The organism is Amycolatopsis lurida, assembly GCF_900105055.1.
Taxonomy (GTDB): Bacteria; Actinomycetota; Actinomycetes; order Mycobacteriales; family Pseudonocardiaceae; genus Amycolatopsis; species Amycolatopsis lurida.
Map to the genome: position 1 here is coordinate 2,732,217 of NZ_FNTA01000004.1, position 13,092 is coordinate 2,745,308.

Annotated in this window: 13 protein-coding genes; 5 read left to right on the plus strand and 8 right to left on the minus strand. The window is 67.7% G+C overall.

The genetic code is table 11. The features are described 5' to 3' along the window. Positions 1-43: 43 nt before the first annotated feature. On the minus strand, positions 44-3,040 hold the full coding sequence (locus BLW75_RS17650) for a UPF0182 family protein (protein ID WP_034322163.1): 2,997 nt from the start codon (positions 3,038-3,040) through the stop codon (positions 44-46). Positions 3,041-3,196: 156 nt separating this feature from the next. Between BLW75_RS17650 and BLW75_RS17655 the strand changes: the two genes are divergently transcribed. Then, positions 3,197-3,745: a PPA1309 family protein gene (locus BLW75_RS17655; RefSeq protein ID WP_034322165.1), complete on the plus strand. Its 549-nt coding sequence runs from the start codon at positions 3,197-3,199 to the stop codon at positions 3,743-3,745. A 129-nt stretch (positions 3,746-3,874) separates the two neighbouring features. On the opposite strand, the gene BLW75_RS17660 is transcribed toward BLW75_RS17655, so the two are convergent. Then, complete coding sequence (locus BLW75_RS17660; RefSeq protein WP_198935839.1) at positions 3,875-4,879, minus strand: YlbL family protein; 1,005 nt, start codon at positions 4,877-4,879, stop codon at positions 3,875-3,877. A 203-nt stretch (positions 4,880-5,082) separates the two neighbouring features. On the opposite strand from BLW75_RS17660, the gene BLW75_RS17665 reads away from it, so the two are divergent. Beyond that, positions 5,083-6,432, plus strand: a complete 1,350-nt coding sequence (locus BLW75_RS17665) for a zinc-dependent metalloprotease (protein ID WP_034322171.1) — start codon at positions 5,083-5,085, stop codon at positions 6,430-6,432. Positions 6,433-6,438: 6 nt separating this feature from the next. Here the strand turns inward: BLW75_RS17665 and BLW75_RS17670 are convergent, their stop codons facing one another. Next, complete coding sequence (locus BLW75_RS17670) at positions 6,439-7,002, minus strand: M48 metallopeptidase family protein (RefSeq protein ID WP_034322173.1); 564 nt, start codon at positions 7,000-7,002, stop codon at positions 6,439-6,441. A 163-nt stretch (positions 7,003-7,165) separates the two neighbouring features. On the opposite strand from BLW75_RS17670, the gene BLW75_RS17675 reads away from it, so the two are divergent. From BLW75_RS17675 to BLW75_RS17685, 3 genes are all read left to right on the plus strand, one after another. After that, positions 7,166-8,200, plus strand: a complete 1,035-nt coding sequence (locus tag BLW75_RS17675) for a hypothetical protein (RefSeq protein ID WP_034322176.1) — start codon at positions 7,166-7,168, stop codon at positions 8,198-8,200. Between the two features lie 77 nt (positions 8,201-8,277). Continuing rightward, complete coding sequence (locus BLW75_RS17680; protein ID WP_034322180.1) at positions 8,278-9,618, plus strand: ABC1 kinase family protein; 1,341 nt, start codon at positions 8,278-8,280, stop codon at positions 9,616-9,618. A 142-nt stretch (positions 9,619-9,760) separates the two neighbouring features. Next, the gene (locus BLW75_RS17685) at positions 9,761-10,672 is read left to right on the plus strand and encodes a hypothetical protein (RefSeq protein ID WP_034322183.1); all 912 of its coding nucleotides are present in this window, start codon (positions 9,761-9,763) and stop codon (positions 10,670-10,672) included. A 2-nt stretch (positions 10,673-10,674) separates the two neighbouring features. On the opposite strand, the gene BLW75_RS17690 is transcribed toward BLW75_RS17685, so the two are convergent. The 5 genes from BLW75_RS17690 to BLW75_RS17710 all read right to left on the minus strand — a co-directional run bounded on the left by BLW75_RS17690 (position 10,675) and on the right by BLW75_RS17710 (position 12,890). Then, entirely contained in the window at positions 10,675-10,854 is a 180-nt protein-coding gene (locus BLW75_RS17690; RefSeq protein WP_034322186.1) for a hypothetical protein, read from the minus strand. Next, positions 10,851-11,720 carry a class I SAM-dependent methyltransferase gene (locus BLW75_RS17695; RefSeq protein ID WP_034322189.1) on the minus strand — a complete coding sequence of 290 codons (870 nt, stop codon included), beginning with the start codon at positions 11,718-11,720 and terminating at the stop codon, positions 10,851-10,853. The genes BLW75_RS17690 and BLW75_RS17695 overlap by 4 nt, the downstream gene beginning before the upstream one ends. Before the next feature lie 104 nt (positions 11,721-11,824). Further along, on the minus strand, positions 11,825-12,076 hold the full coding sequence (locus BLW75_RS17700; protein ID WP_034322193.1) for a hypothetical protein: 252 nt from the start codon (positions 12,074-12,076) through the stop codon (positions 11,825-11,827). Further along, entirely contained in the window at positions 12,073-12,456 is a 384-nt protein-coding gene (locus tag BLW75_RS17705) for a WhiB family transcriptional regulator (RefSeq protein ID WP_034322195.1), read from the minus strand. Before BLW75_RS17705 ends, BLW75_RS17700 begins: the two co-directional genes overlap by 4 nt. 167 nt (positions 12,457-12,623) lie before the next feature. After that, on the minus strand, positions 12,624-12,890 hold the full coding sequence (locus tag BLW75_RS17710) for a hypothetical protein (RefSeq protein WP_034322197.1): 267 nt from the start codon (positions 12,888-12,890) through the stop codon (positions 12,624-12,626). Between the last annotated feature and the right edge of the window lie 202 nt (positions 12,891-13,092).

The following is a 13,092-nucleotide window of genomic DNA, read 5'->3' on the forward strand; positions in this document are numbered from 1 at the left end:
GTTTCGAGCAGGCGCAAAGCAGGTGCCCTTTAGGTAAGCGACGTCACCCTCCAGGCTGGCCGGAAGTCGGAGGCGCACCGGATGCCGGCGGGGCGGCCTTGGCCGACTCGTAGGCCTTGGAGGCCGCTTCGAGTGCGGCCAGGGCGGCACCCTGGTCGGCGTAGTTCCCGGATTGCTGGGCGGCGCGGAACTTGACCCAGGCGTCGTGCATGTCGCCCGCGGCCTTGTCGAGCGCCGGGTTACCGCCGGCGGGCGGCTGCGGCGTCGACGTCCCCGGTGGCGGAGGCGTCGTGGGCCCGGGGGTGCCGCCGGTCTGCGGCGGTGTGACCCCGGAGCCCGTGCCAGCGCCGAAGACCTGGTCAAGCGCTTCGTTCAGCGTCGGCGCGAACCCGATCTTGGTGCCAAAGGAGACCAGGACACGGGCCAGCTGCGGATAGCTCAGCTGGTTCCGTTGCCGGATGTACACCGGTTCCACGTAGAGGAAGCCGTTGGCGACGGGCAGTGTGATCAGGTTCCCGTAGGTGACGGTGACGTTCGGGTTGTTGAACAGCGTCCGGTCTTGAGCGACCCGTGGATCACTCTGGAATCGGTTCTGGACCTGAACGGGACCGTCCACCTGGGTGGATCCGCTGGCGCCTGTCGGCAGTCTCAGGACGCGCATCTTCCCGTAGTCCTCGGGATCCGAAGACACCGACATCCAGGCCGCCAGGTACTGCCGTTGGAGACCGGTCAGCGAACTGGTGAGCTGGAACCGCGACTTGCTGTCGCCCGGCGCGGTGGCCAGGACGTAGTAGCCGGGCTGGTTGGCGATCCCGGAGGCGGACGCGTTCACGCCGCCTTCCTGCGTCGGATCCTGCGGAACACTCCAGAATGCCTGCTGGGCGTAGAACTCCGCGGGGTTGTTGACGTGGTACTTCGACAGGAGTTCCCGCTGCACCTTGAAGAGGTCTTCGGGGTAACGGAAGTGCGACCGCAGGTCCGGCGAGATCTCACTGCTCGGCTTGACCAGCCCCGGGAAGACCTGCTTCCAGGCGTTGAGCACCGGCTCGTTGTCCTCGACGCCGTACAGGGTCACGGTGCCGTCGAACGCGTCGACGGTGGCCTTGACCGAGTTGCGGATGTAGTTGATCGAGGAGTTCGCCTGGCGGGTGGTGCCGCTGAGCGAGTCGTTGGTCGCCTGGCCGAGCTGGGTCTGCTGGGCGTACGGGAAGTTGTTCATCGTCGTGTAGCCGTCGACGATCCACTTGATCTTGCCGTCGACGACCGCCGGGTACGGGTCGCCGTCGAGCGTCAGCCACGGGGCGATCTTGGCGACACGGTCCCGCGGTTCGCGGTTGAACATGATCTTGGATCCGTCGCCGATGGCGTCGGAGAAGAGGATGTTGCGCTCTCCGTACTCGGCGGCGAAAACGAGGCGGTTGAACCAGTTGTCGATCGGCACGCCGCCGGAGCCCTTGTAGATGTAGGCACGGTCGACGGCGGTGTCGTACTCGCCGGGGGCCTGCCCCGCCTTGCCGCCGACGATCGCGTACGCGGCGTCCGTCGCGAGCTCGCCGTAGTAGATACGGGGCTCGTCCACCTTGATGCCCGGCTTGTTCGGGTCGGTCGACCCAGCGCCCGACGGGTTCTGGGTGTCGCTGGTGGTGGCGATCGGGTAACCGCCGTCGGAGTTGGCATCCTTCAGCGCGCGGTCGATCGTGTTGGCCGGCGCGGCGACGAAACCGTTTCCGTGCGTGTAGACGAGGTGCTTGTTGATCCAGTTCGTCTGGTTGCCGGTGAGGCCTTCGGTCTTGATCTCCTTGGCCGCGACGATGTAGTCCTGCGTGACCCCGTTGAGGGTGTAGCGGTCGATGTCCAGCTTGGACGGGAAGCCGTAGAAGTTCTCCCGGCCGACACGCTGGGTGAACGTGTCGCTGAGGACGTTCGGGTCGAGGAGGCGGATGTTCGGGACGGTCCCCTTGTCGGCCTTGATCTCCGCGGAGGTCGCCTCGGACTTGCCGGTGTAGTCCTTGTACTCGACGTTGGTCAGGCCGAACGCCTGGCGCGTCGCGTCCATATTGCGCTGGATCGACGCGGATTCCTTCTCGTTCGCGTTGGGCTTCACGGAGAACTGGTCGAGTACCGCGGGCCACGCGACGCCGACGAGCACGTTCGACAGGATCAGCAGCACCAGCGCGATCGCGGGCAGCTGCAGATTTCGCAGGAACGCGCCGGCGAAGAAAGCGACGGCACAGATCACCGAGATGCACAGAAGGATCAGCTTCGCGGGCAGGACCGCGTTCAAGTCGGTGTAAGTCGCACCGACGAACAACGGTAATCCCCTGTCAGACAGCAGCAGGTTGTAGCGGTCGAAGAAGTACTCGACCGCCTTCAGCAGGACGAAGATGCCGATGGTGATGGCGAGCTGGGCGCGAGTCGGGCCGGCGAGCTGGCCGCCCTTACCCGCGAGCCGGATGCCGCCGAAGATGTAGTGCGAGATCAGCGCGCCGAAGAACGCGATGACGACCGAGATGAACAGCCAGCCCAGGAGCCAGTTGTAGAACGGCAGGTCGAAGGCGTAGAAGCCGACGTCATTGCCGAATTCGGGATCGGTCTGGCCGAACGGTGTGCCGTTCAGGAACAGCTGCACGACCTGCCAATCGCTCTGCGCGGACGCGCCGGCGATGAGCCCGGCGAGCACCGGGATGCCGATGCCGAACAGGCGGATCCGGCCGACGATCGCCGACCGGTAGCGCGCGAGCGGGTCATCGTTGCCGGAGATCGGCACGAAGACCGGCCTGGACCGGTACGCGATCATCAAGCTGACCGCGAGCGACCCTCCCACCAGGAGCCCTACTGCGAAGAACAAGACCACACGAGTGATCAACACCGTGCTGAACACCGTGCGGGCGCCGACCTCGCCGAACCACAACCAGTCGACGTAGGTGTCCAGCAGTCTCGCCCCCAGCAGCAGGGCCAGAATGACGACGGCGGCGATGATCAGCAGTATCCGGCTGCGCCGGGACAGCTTCGGCAGGCTCACGGGGGGCCGAGTGGCCACTGCACACGCTCCTGGTTTGGTGAACTTTTCGCGGGGGCGCGCGTACCGCGTGCGGCCCCTGATGCTCTAACTCTACGGATGCCGTCGGAAGTTCCCGGAACCCGCCCAAACCGGACTCGGAAGGCCGCTGTCACGGCCGCCTGGAACGATGTGCCAATGGCATCGAGTGAGCAGCAGGGCGTGGCCGGCCTGGCCCGCGAAGTCGAGGAGTTCGTCGCTTCGGGAGGCTGGGATCAGCCCCCGCAGTTGTTCGCGCTGGTCCCGACCGCGGCGTTGCTGGACGAACAACCCGAACTGGCCGGGCAACTCGACGCGTCGGCCCCGCTGACGCCCGTCGCGCAGGAGGCTCTGCCCGACGGTGACCTGGGTGAAGCGCTGGCACAGATCGCGTGGCCCGATCTGGTGCTGGGCTGCGCCCTCGCACAGGAGATCATCGTGCTGCCGCCGGACGCCGAAGCCGAGCTTCCCGTCGTGCCCGAAACCGACGCCGAGCGCCTGCGTCAAGCGGCCGCCGACCACCCGCGCCGGACCGAAGCCCGCCTCGTTGCAGCGGTGCTGCGGGATGGTGCCGGTGCGTGCGTCATGCGGCTTCGCGGTGCCGGGCAGCCCTCCGAACCCGGTGACGTCCCTGTCGACGAGATCATCGAGAACCCGGAGCTGGCCCCCAACCTGCTCGAAGCACTGAAGGCAACTTTGCTGCCCTGAACTGCGGAAAGAGAGCAAGGGACCTTTGCTACCGCCGACCCGGACGCGCGGCGAGCGATAGCAAAGGTCCCTTGCTCTCTTCCGGCAGACCCACGAGGCGGTAGCAAAGGTCCCTTGCTTCCGCGACGGTCAGCAGGTGGCGGTCGGCCTTCCCACCTTGAGATTCTCGAGTTGCGCGATCGCCTCGTCCAGTGTGGACACCTTGATCAAGTTCAGCCCCTCGGGCGCGGCGGTCTTCGCCTCGGCGCAGTTGTGCGCGGGCACGAGAAAGTCGGTGGCGCCGGCCTCGCGGGCGCCGACCACCTTGAACGAGATGCCGCCGATCGCGCCGACGACGCCCTTTTCGGAGATCTCGCCCGTCCCGGCGATATGCCTGCCACCGGCGAGGTCGCCGGGCTCCATCTTGTCGACGATTGCGAGCGCGAACATCAGGCCCGCCGACGGGCCGCCGACGTCCTGCAGCGAAATCTTCACGTCGAAAGGAACGTCGGCACGGTCCACCGCGGTCAGGCCCATGAAGCCCTCCGGCCCATCGGGCCGCTGCGCGAGCGTGAGTGGCACGGTGCGTTCGGCCTGACCGTCGGATTTGAAAGTGATCTGGACGGTCTGCCCAGGCTTCGTCCCGTTCAAGGCGGCCCGCACCTCGGTCGCGTCGGTGACCGTCTTCCCGTTGACCACCAAAAGCCGGTCGCCGGGGGCGAGCACCTTATCTGCGGGACTGCCGGACACGATCGTCTTCGCGAGCACCTTCACCGGGAACTTGCGGCGCAGCGCGGCCACCTGGGCGGCGGTCTGCGAGTCCTGCAACTGCTGGATGTTCTCCTGCCGGACCTGCTCGTTGGTTTCACCCGGCTTGAAATACTCCTCGCGCGGCGCCAGCGCGTACCGGCCGCTCGCCCAGAGCCCGAGCGCGTTGAACAGCGTGATGCCGCCATCGCGCAGGGAGACCGTCGTCATCCGCAGCTCGCCGGAGGTCTGGAAGATCTCGTGCCCGTTGACCTGGATCACGGACTGCCCGGCGGCGTCCTTGCCGAGAGTGTCGTAGGTCGGCCCGGGACTGATCGCCACATACGGCACCGGGATGAAGAACCCGACCAGCGCGAAGGCGACGAACAGCGCGCCACTGACCAGCAGCGTCCAGCCGCGCCGGGTCAGCCGCCGTTCGGAGCGGTCCTGGTCACCGGCGGAGCCCGCACGGCTCCGCGCTCCTGTGGTCTCCTCCGAGGGCTCTGTCACGCGTGACAGCGTACGGTGACCGTGTTCGCTTCTCGGTGAAGGCCACGCTCATCACTCCACTTGACGAGCTGTGAAACCCGGGAGCCGCGTACGGTGGTGCCATGAGCAAACCCCCGTTCGGCTTCGGACCGCCCGATCCCGACAAACGAGGCGAGAACGAGCCGTCGGATTCCGGCGGCCAGCCCTCCGGCGCCGAGGCCTTCAATCAGCTCGGTCAGATGCTCAGCCAGCTGGGCCAGATGCTCAGCCAGGCCGGCAGCTCGACCGGGCCGGTCAACTATGACCTGGCGAAACAGATCGCGTTGCAGAACCTCAGCAGCAGCGGAAGCGCCGACGTCCAACTCGGCTTTTCGTCGTCCAGCGGCGGCGACTCGAGCACTGCCGTCCGCGACGCCGCCCACCTGGCGGAGCTGTGGCTGGACGCCGCGACGATCCTGCCCGCAGGGGCCACGACGACCGTCGCTTGGTCCGCGCGTACCTGGGTGGAGAAGACCCTGCCTACCTGGCAGCGGCTCTGTGACCCCGTCGCCCAGCAGGTCTCTGGCGCGTGGGTCCAGGCCCTGCCGGAGGAGGCCAAGCAGGCCGCGGGCCCGCTGCTCTCGATGATGGGGCAGATGGGCGGGATGGCCTTCGGCTCCCAGCTCGGTAACGCTCTCGCTCAATTGGCTTCCGAAGTGCTCACCTCCACCGAGGTCGGTCTCCCCCTCGGCCCCGCGGCCACCTCCGCGCTGCTGCCGGCGAACATCGAGAAGTTCACTGAAGGTCTCGAGCTGCCGACCAGTGAGGTGCTGGTCTTCATCGCCGCGCGCGAGGCCGCCCACCAGCGGCTGTTCGCCCATGTCCCCTGGTTGCGGCAGCGACTCCTGGCCACCGTCGAGGAGTTCGCGAGCGGTATCTCCGTCGACACTTCGGCGCTGGAGCAGCTCGCGGGCCAGATCGACCCGTCGAACCCGGCCAGTATCGAAGAGGCCATGTCCTCCGGCCTGCTCGAGCCGCAGACCTCGCCCGAGCAGAAGGCGGCGCTCAACCGCCTGGAGACCCTGCTCGCGCTGGTCGAAGGCTGGGTCGACGTCGTCGTCGCCGAGGCCATCGGCGATCGGCTTCCGGGCGCGGACGCGCTCCGGGAAACGCTGCGCCGCCGCCGGGCCACGGGTGGCCCCGCCGAGCAGACCTTCGCCACCCTGGTCGGGCTTGAGCTCCGGCCAAGGCGGATGCGGGCGGCCTCCTCGCTGTGGAAGCTGGTCGGCGACCAGCACGGCATCGAGAAGCGGGACGGTCTCTGGTCCCACCCCGACCTCATGCCGACCGCCGACGACCTTGACGAGCCGCTCGACTTCTCCGAACGCCTCGGCGATGGCGAGTCGACACTCGAAGGTATCGACCCGATCGCCGAGATCGAACGCACCGAGCGCGAGAAGAACAAGCCCAAGGGCGACGAAGAAGAGAGCTGAGGCACGTCAGTCCTCCGCCGCGATGCCCCATCCGGCGGCGGAGGACAGACCCTCCAGGAAGCCGATGGCGCGTTCGGTCTTGGGATAACGGCGAACGAGCTCCCAGAACGCCGCGTTGTGCCCTGGTTCCTTCAAGTGCGCGAGTTCATGCACGAGGACGTAGTCCAGCACCCATGCCGGCACCCGGCGCAGACGATCACTGACCCTGATCGTCGCGTCGACCGGTGTGCAGGACGCCCACCTCGTCCTCATCGGCGGGACCCAGCGAACGCTCGCGGGTATCGCCTTCCCGTCCAGATACTTCGCCGAGAGCACGGCGCAGCGTGCCAGCAGCGCCTCGTCCGAGGCTTTTGGCGGCGCGGCCTGCCGCGGGCCTTTGCGCAGCAGTTTGCGCTGCATCTCGGCAACCCAGTGCTTCTCCTCGGCCCGGGTCATCCGGGCAGGGATCAGCACGACGAGGGTGTCCTCGTCCCAGTACGCGGTGACGGTCCGGTGGCGGCGTTGGCTACGCCGTACCTCGACCTTGTGTTCGGGAGTGTCCGACGGATTCGTCGTGTCCCGGCCCCTCAATGAGGGCGTCCGTGCTTCGACCACTCGACCACGGTAAGGCCAGTCACCGACAACTCCGAGAGCCGAAAGGTCACAGCCTCCAGTTGTCCACAACGGGGCCAGCCTGTGGATAACTCGCGTTCTTTCGGGCGGGCGGCCAGTGGAGGGGTGCGATCCTGCGATCATGAACCTGCGCGAACCGGACTTGCGATCGATCATCCTGCCCGCCTTCCCCACCCTGCTTCCGGGGCTGGATGTGCTGGAACGGGGGAACGGCGAGATCCAGATCGGCCTCGACCCCGCACACGCCGTGGTGATCGCCGGCGTCGCCACCGAGGTGGCCGAAGCCCTCCGCGGGTTGGACGGGAAGCAGGCCGCGGACGACATCGTGCTCGCGCAGAGCGAACACGACGACCAGCTGCGGGACCTGATGACGGACCTGACGGCCCGAGGTCTCGTGACCGATGCGGGCCAGTCCGAACGACATCCGAGGCCGAGACCGGAGACAGGGCTCTGGTCGCTTCGCGCCCGCCACCATCAGACGGCCATGACGGCCCGTCGCGGGCGCACCGCGGTGGCGATCCACGGTGACGGCAGGCTGGCGGTGGCCATCGCGGTCCTGCTCGCCAACGGCGGAGTCGGGCACATCGACGTCCGGGCTTCGGGCACGGTTCTCGAAGGCGACCTGGGCTCGGGCTACACCGAAGCCGAAATCGGCATGCCCCGCCGGGATGCGATGGCTCAGGTCGTGCACCGCACCAGGGCGAGCACCGTGACAACGCGGCTCTACTCGGACCGACGGCCGGAACTCGCCCTGCTCACCGACGCCGTGGTACCTGCTCCCGAAGTGGTCGACGAACTCGTCCGCGACGGCGTCAACCACCTCCCGGTGCGCGTCCGGGACGGGGTCGGCATCGTGGGACCTTTGGTGGTGCCCGGCCGCAGCAGCTGCCTGCGCTGCGCCGACCTGCACCGGGCCGGTCGCGACGATTCCTGGCCGCGGGTGGCGAGCCAGCTCGTCGGCCGTGTGCAGCGAGCCGATCTCGGCTCCGTTCAGGCTTGCGCCGCGCTCGCCGCAGCACAGGCGCTCAGGCTCCTGTCCCCGAGCGATCATGCGCCGCCCGCTTGGAACGCCACGTTGGAGATCGACTTCTTCGACGGCAAGATCCGGCATCGCGACTGGCCGCCCCACACCGCATGCGGATGCGGTGCTCGGTGATACGGCAAGCGACGTAGCCCACATACACTCCCGCAACAGGCTGCGCGGGCGCGGTGAGTCAAGGCAGAATCGCGAAGGTGACCGACTCCCGCAACGCCGAGGACCGTGAAGCCGCCATCCCCCGTAACGGGGCCGCGCGAACGGCGAAGCTGGCCAGTATCCCGCTCGGCATAGCGGGGCGGGCGGTCGGCGGCTGGGGCAGGCGGCTGACCGGGCAAAGCGCCGAAGAAGTCAACGCGACGCTGTCCGCCAAGGCGGCAGAGCAGCTCTTCGAGGTCCTCGGCACGCTCAAGGGCGGCGCGATGAAGTTCGGCCAGGCGCTGAGCGTCTTCGAGGCCGCGGTGCCGGACGAGATGGCGAAGCCCTATCGCGAGGCCCTGACGAAGCTTCAGGCCGCCGCGCCGCCCATGCCCGCCCGGCAGACCCATCGGGTCCTCGCCGAGCAGTTGGGGCGCACCTGGAAGCAGCGGTTCGCGGCCTTCGACGACGAGCCCGCCGCGTCCGCGAGCATCGGCCAGGTCCACCGCGCGACCTGGCACGACGGCCGCGAAGTCGCTGTCAAAGTGCAATATCCCGGAGCCGACGACGCCTTGCGGAGCGACCTCCGGCAGCTCCAGCGTTTCAGCAGGTTGTTCCAGGCGTTCGTGCCGGGGACCGAAGTGAAGCCGCTCCTGGCGGAACTCGCCGAGCGGATGAACGAGGAACTCGATTACCAGGCCGAAGCGCAGAACCAGCGTGCCTTCGTCAAGGCGTTCGAAGGTGTCTCCGGGTTCCTGATCCCCCGCGTGGTCGCCAGCGCGCCGAAGGTCGTCGTCACCGAGTGGGCCACCGGAACCCCGTTGTCGAAGATCATCGCCAGTGGCGACAAGGAGACACGAGACCGCGCCGGCCGCCTGCTCACCGAGTTCCACTACTCGTCGCCGGAACGAGCCCGGCTCCTGCATTCGGACCCGCATCCCGGCAACTTCATGCTGACCGCCGACGGCAGGCTGTGCGTCATCGACTTCGGCGGGGTGTCCCGGCTGCCCGAGGGGATCCCTCAGCACCTCGGCGAGATGACCAGGCTGGCGCTCGACGGCGAATCCGCGAAACTGATGCAGCTGCTCAGGGAATCCGGCTTCATCCGGGGCGACGCGGATCTGCGGGCCGATGACGTGCTCGCCTACCTGGCGCCGTTCACCGAACCGCTGGCGGGCGACACGTTCCACTTCACCCGTCGCTGGATGCAGCGACAGGCGGGCCGGGTCGGCGACACGCGCGGCCGGGATTTCCGGATCGGCCGCTCCCTCAACCTGCCGCCCGAGTACCTGATGATCCACCGGGTGACCGCCGGATCGACCGGCATTCTCTGTCAGCTCGACGCCGAGATCCCCGCCCGCGCGATCGTCGAACGGTGGCAGCCGGGCTTCGCGGCCTGAGAAGTTATCCACAGGGAGCGGGGCGACAGAGCCGAAAACGGGGCAGCTCGGGCGAGTTGTCCACAAGTTCGCGGAAGTGGTTCCACCCGGTCGGCCCAGCGGTCATCCTCGATTCATGACCACTACACGAAGCGCCCGACTCATGGCGCTCAGTAACACCAGCGAATCCGGGATCGTCACCAGCCGCGAGCTGCGGAGGGCGGGCGTCACCGCGCGCTACGCCGCGAAGCTCTGCGGCCCGGGCGGTCCTTGGCGAAGGCTGATGCCGGGCGTGATCCTGTTGCGCGACACCGTGCCCACCCGGCTTCAGCTGCTGCAAGCCGCTGTCGCACGGTTCGGGCCGGAGGTCGTGGTGACAGGTGCCGACGCGCTACGCGCACGAGGTGTCGGCTGCCCGTTGACACGAGAGGTCCATCTCCTGGTCCCCGACTATCGGCGCGTGCCGGCGGAACCTGGCATGTTGCCGCGAAGAACCACCCGGATGCCGCCTCCGACCACGATCGACGGTGTTCCGTTCGCCCCACCGGCCCGGGCAGCGCTCGATCTCGCCCGGCTGGAGCTCGACCCAACGCGAATCGACGAGCTGATCTCGCTGCCGCTGTATTGGGGTCTGTGCACACTCGATGAACTCGTCGAGGAGCTCGATTCCGGTAACCGGCGAGGTTCGGCCGCGGTGCGCGCGGCACTGCGACGGGTCGATCCCGAAGAGACGTACGCGCATGGGCTGGCGAAGAAGGTCCTCAGCGGCTGCCCGCTGCCCGCGCCGTCGTGGAACACGACGCTCTGCGACAGGCGAGGGCGCCCCATCGGTACCGCCGACGCCTGGTGGGACGACATCGGCATGGCGTGGCAATTCCGGGCGCCGAAAGAGGGCGCCGCGAATTTCCACCCGCTGGCACTGACCGCGACCGGGACCGTACTGGTGCGCTGCACCATCGACCAGCTGAAGAAGGTTCCGCTGGAAGTCGCGGCAGAACTCGTCAGGGCGTTCGGCGAAGCGACACGGACGCCGAGGCCGAAGGTCCGCACGATCGGCCGGATCGACGCCGCCTGAGCTCACCAGTACTCGTCCGGCAGCTTTCCTTCGATATCGCGGGTGTGGCGGCGAGCGCAGGTGGGACACATCCAGCGCACGACGTTCTTCTCGCGGGTGGAAACCCAGGCGAGTGTCTGCGCGGGTTCCTCGTCGCCACCGCGGATCCGGCCGCACAACGAGCAAGTGGCCTGGCCGTTCACGATTTTCGTCCACAATGGATGGTCTTCGCCCCTTGCAGGAACAGGTCGCCGCGAGTGCCCAGGAAGGCAGGGTTCGCCGGATCCACGAGCGCGGCCGCGGTCTCGTGGTCGTCACCGTCGAGGCGATCGCCCGCGACCTCCGTCAGCCAGCTCACCCGCTCGATGACGAACTCGCGAAGCAGTTCCGGGCCCGGTGCCGGGTGGTAGATGAGCACCCCGAAAGAGTCGACGTCGGCGAGGTCGGCTCGCTGCAGCGCGATGTTCCAGCCGTAGGGCATGGAAACGGAGCCGGGGATTCCTGCCCGCATCTCGGCGAACCACTCGCCGCGGGCGGCGAGGAGCCTCTCCTCGAGCCCGGGACGGCCGATGCCGAGCTCCCAGGGGAGACAGTTGAAGTCCAGGCCGCCCTCGGAGATGGCGACCAGTCCGCCGGGGCGGGCGAGCCGGGCGAGGGTATCGATGGCCGCCTGCTGGTCGGGCAAATGGTGGACCACTCGGGAAGCCCAGACCAGGTCGGCGGCAGGGAGCTTGGCCGGCAATCCGTCGTCGGCCACGTCGGCATGGACCGTCTCGACGACGGCCCTCTCCCCTGCGGCCGCGCTGACGACTCCGTGCGCTTCGGCGAGCAGATGTTCGGTCGCGTCGACCAGCACGATCTTGGCGCCGATGGAAGTGAGCTCCTCGGCGAAGAGCACGCTCATCCCGCCCGCGCCGCAGCCGACGTCGAGGATGGTCGGCGCGTCCGGCATGCCCTCGAGCAGCCGCCGAGCCGCCGCCCGCATCGGCTCGGCGTCGAGCGCCTCGGCCATGCGAAGCGAGCGAAGCCGATCAGACCAATCGATGTCGTCATGCGTGTGTACGGCCATACCCCCAGTGAACACCACCCCGAGCCGCATCACGTCCTAAAAGGGAGCGGGGGACCTTTGCTGTCGCGCCGCGATAGCAAAGGTCCCCCGCTCCCCTTGAGTGGTCAGGCCTGGAAGCGCTCGGCTCGCCGAGTCGCCCAGCGGGCGACCTTGGTCCACCTGCGCGCGGCGCGTGGGCCGCTCCGAGCCCGCTGCGCGCGGACTCCCTCCTCGAGGTCTCGTATTCGGGCCCTGGACAGTTCTTCATAAAGCAACATTTCGCTGGTCTCCTCGACCTTGATCTCGTTCAATTCGGTCGGCGCGTGAGTTCCCGTCAGCGCCTCGTAATCCCTGGTGGTGATGAGTTCGACGGTCATGCCGCTGCGCTCCGCTCGACCTTGCGCGCGACGGAGCGAGCCTCCGCGGCGGGCTCGACGACCGGGTTCTTCCGGGGGCGGCCACGGGGCCGCTTCCGCGCGACGACAACGCCACGCTCGAAGATTTCGCCACCCCAGACGCCCCACGGCTCACGCCGCGAAAGAGCGCCCGCGAGGCAGGCGGAACGGACCGGGCAGTCCGCGCAGAACGCCTTCGCCCGCTCGAGCTCTGCCGGCGACTCGGCGAACCACAGGTCCGCGTCGCCCGAACGGCAGGGAAGCATCGACTCGGGCGAGTCGATGGCGTCGAGCAGGTCGACGACGCCTGCGTCGGCGAAGGGCAGGGCCTCCCCCGGCGCGAAAGCTATGGCCGATGACATAAGTGCACTCCTCTGTGCCGTAACGGATTTCGTACTCACGGTGGAACTGGACAACGCTGAACCCCAATTAGGTTGTGCAGCCAACTTGTTTGTGCAGCAAAAAACACGAAGGCCGCGGATCCGGTAACCGGTTCCGCGGCCTTCGTGAGCCTCTGATCCTGACTAGGTCAGGAACTTCGCTCCCGTTGGGACAACGGAACACGGAACTGCTTGATGACCGGCAGATCGACGCCACCGTTCAGGTACGCCCCACCGAAGGCGGCAGCGTGCGCGAAGGTCTCGTCGGCGGTAACCCAGCGCCGGTTGAGACGCTGAGTGCCGCGGGCGGCAAGGATGCTCACGGGCATGAAGGTGCCCTGGCGCTGTGCCTGCGGGACTTCCGCGACGCAAGACAGACGGGTGCCAGGGTTCGTGAGCTTCATGTTGATCCTCATTTCACTGACACCACCTTTCTCTGTCGCGCGCGAGCCGCCCTGCGGTCTACGCTGTGTTGTAGAAGTTCTTCCCCAGACCAGGCGCTTCCCGCCCGGTACCTGCAGGTTATTGCCACCGGCCGCACCGGGGCAACTTATTTTCCAGAAAATCCGTCGAAGTTGCGAAGATCGGCTCTGAGCAGCAGGTTCGCCGCGCGGATCA

Excerpts from the sequence above, each read along its gene's own strand:
- BLW75_RS17655 (WP_034322165.1), top strand. The coding sequence starts at position 3,197 with ATGGCATCGAGTGAGCAGCAGGGCGTGGCCGGCCTGGCCCGCGAAGTC.
- BLW75_RS17665 (WP_034322171.1), top strand. The coding sequence starts at position 5,083 with ATGAGCAAACCCCCGTTCGGCTTCGGACCGCCCGATCCCGACAAACGA.
- BLW75_RS17675 (WP_034322176.1), top strand. The coding sequence starts at position 7,166 with ATGAACCTGCGCGAACCGGACTTGCGATCGATCATCCTGCCCGCCTTC.
- BLW75_RS17685 (WP_034322183.1), top strand. The coding sequence starts at position 9,761 with ATGGCGCTCAGTAACACCAGCGAATCCGGGATCGTCACCAGCCGCGAG.
- BLW75_RS17695 (WP_034322189.1), bottom strand. The coding sequence starts at position 11,720 with ATGGCCGTACACACGCATGACGACATCGATTGGTCTGATCGGCTTCGC.
- BLW75_RS17700 (WP_034322193.1), bottom strand. The coding sequence starts at position 12,076 with ATGACCGTCGAACTCATCACCACCAGGGATTACGAGGCGCTGACGGGA.
- BLW75_RS17705 (WP_034322195.1), bottom strand. The coding sequence starts at position 12,456 with ATGTCATCGGCCATAGCTTTCGCGCCGGGGGAGGCCCTGCCCTTCGCC.
- BLW75_RS17710 (WP_034322197.1), bottom strand. The coding sequence starts at position 12,890 with ATGAGGATCAACATGAAGCTCACGAACCCTGGCACCCGTCTGTCTTGC.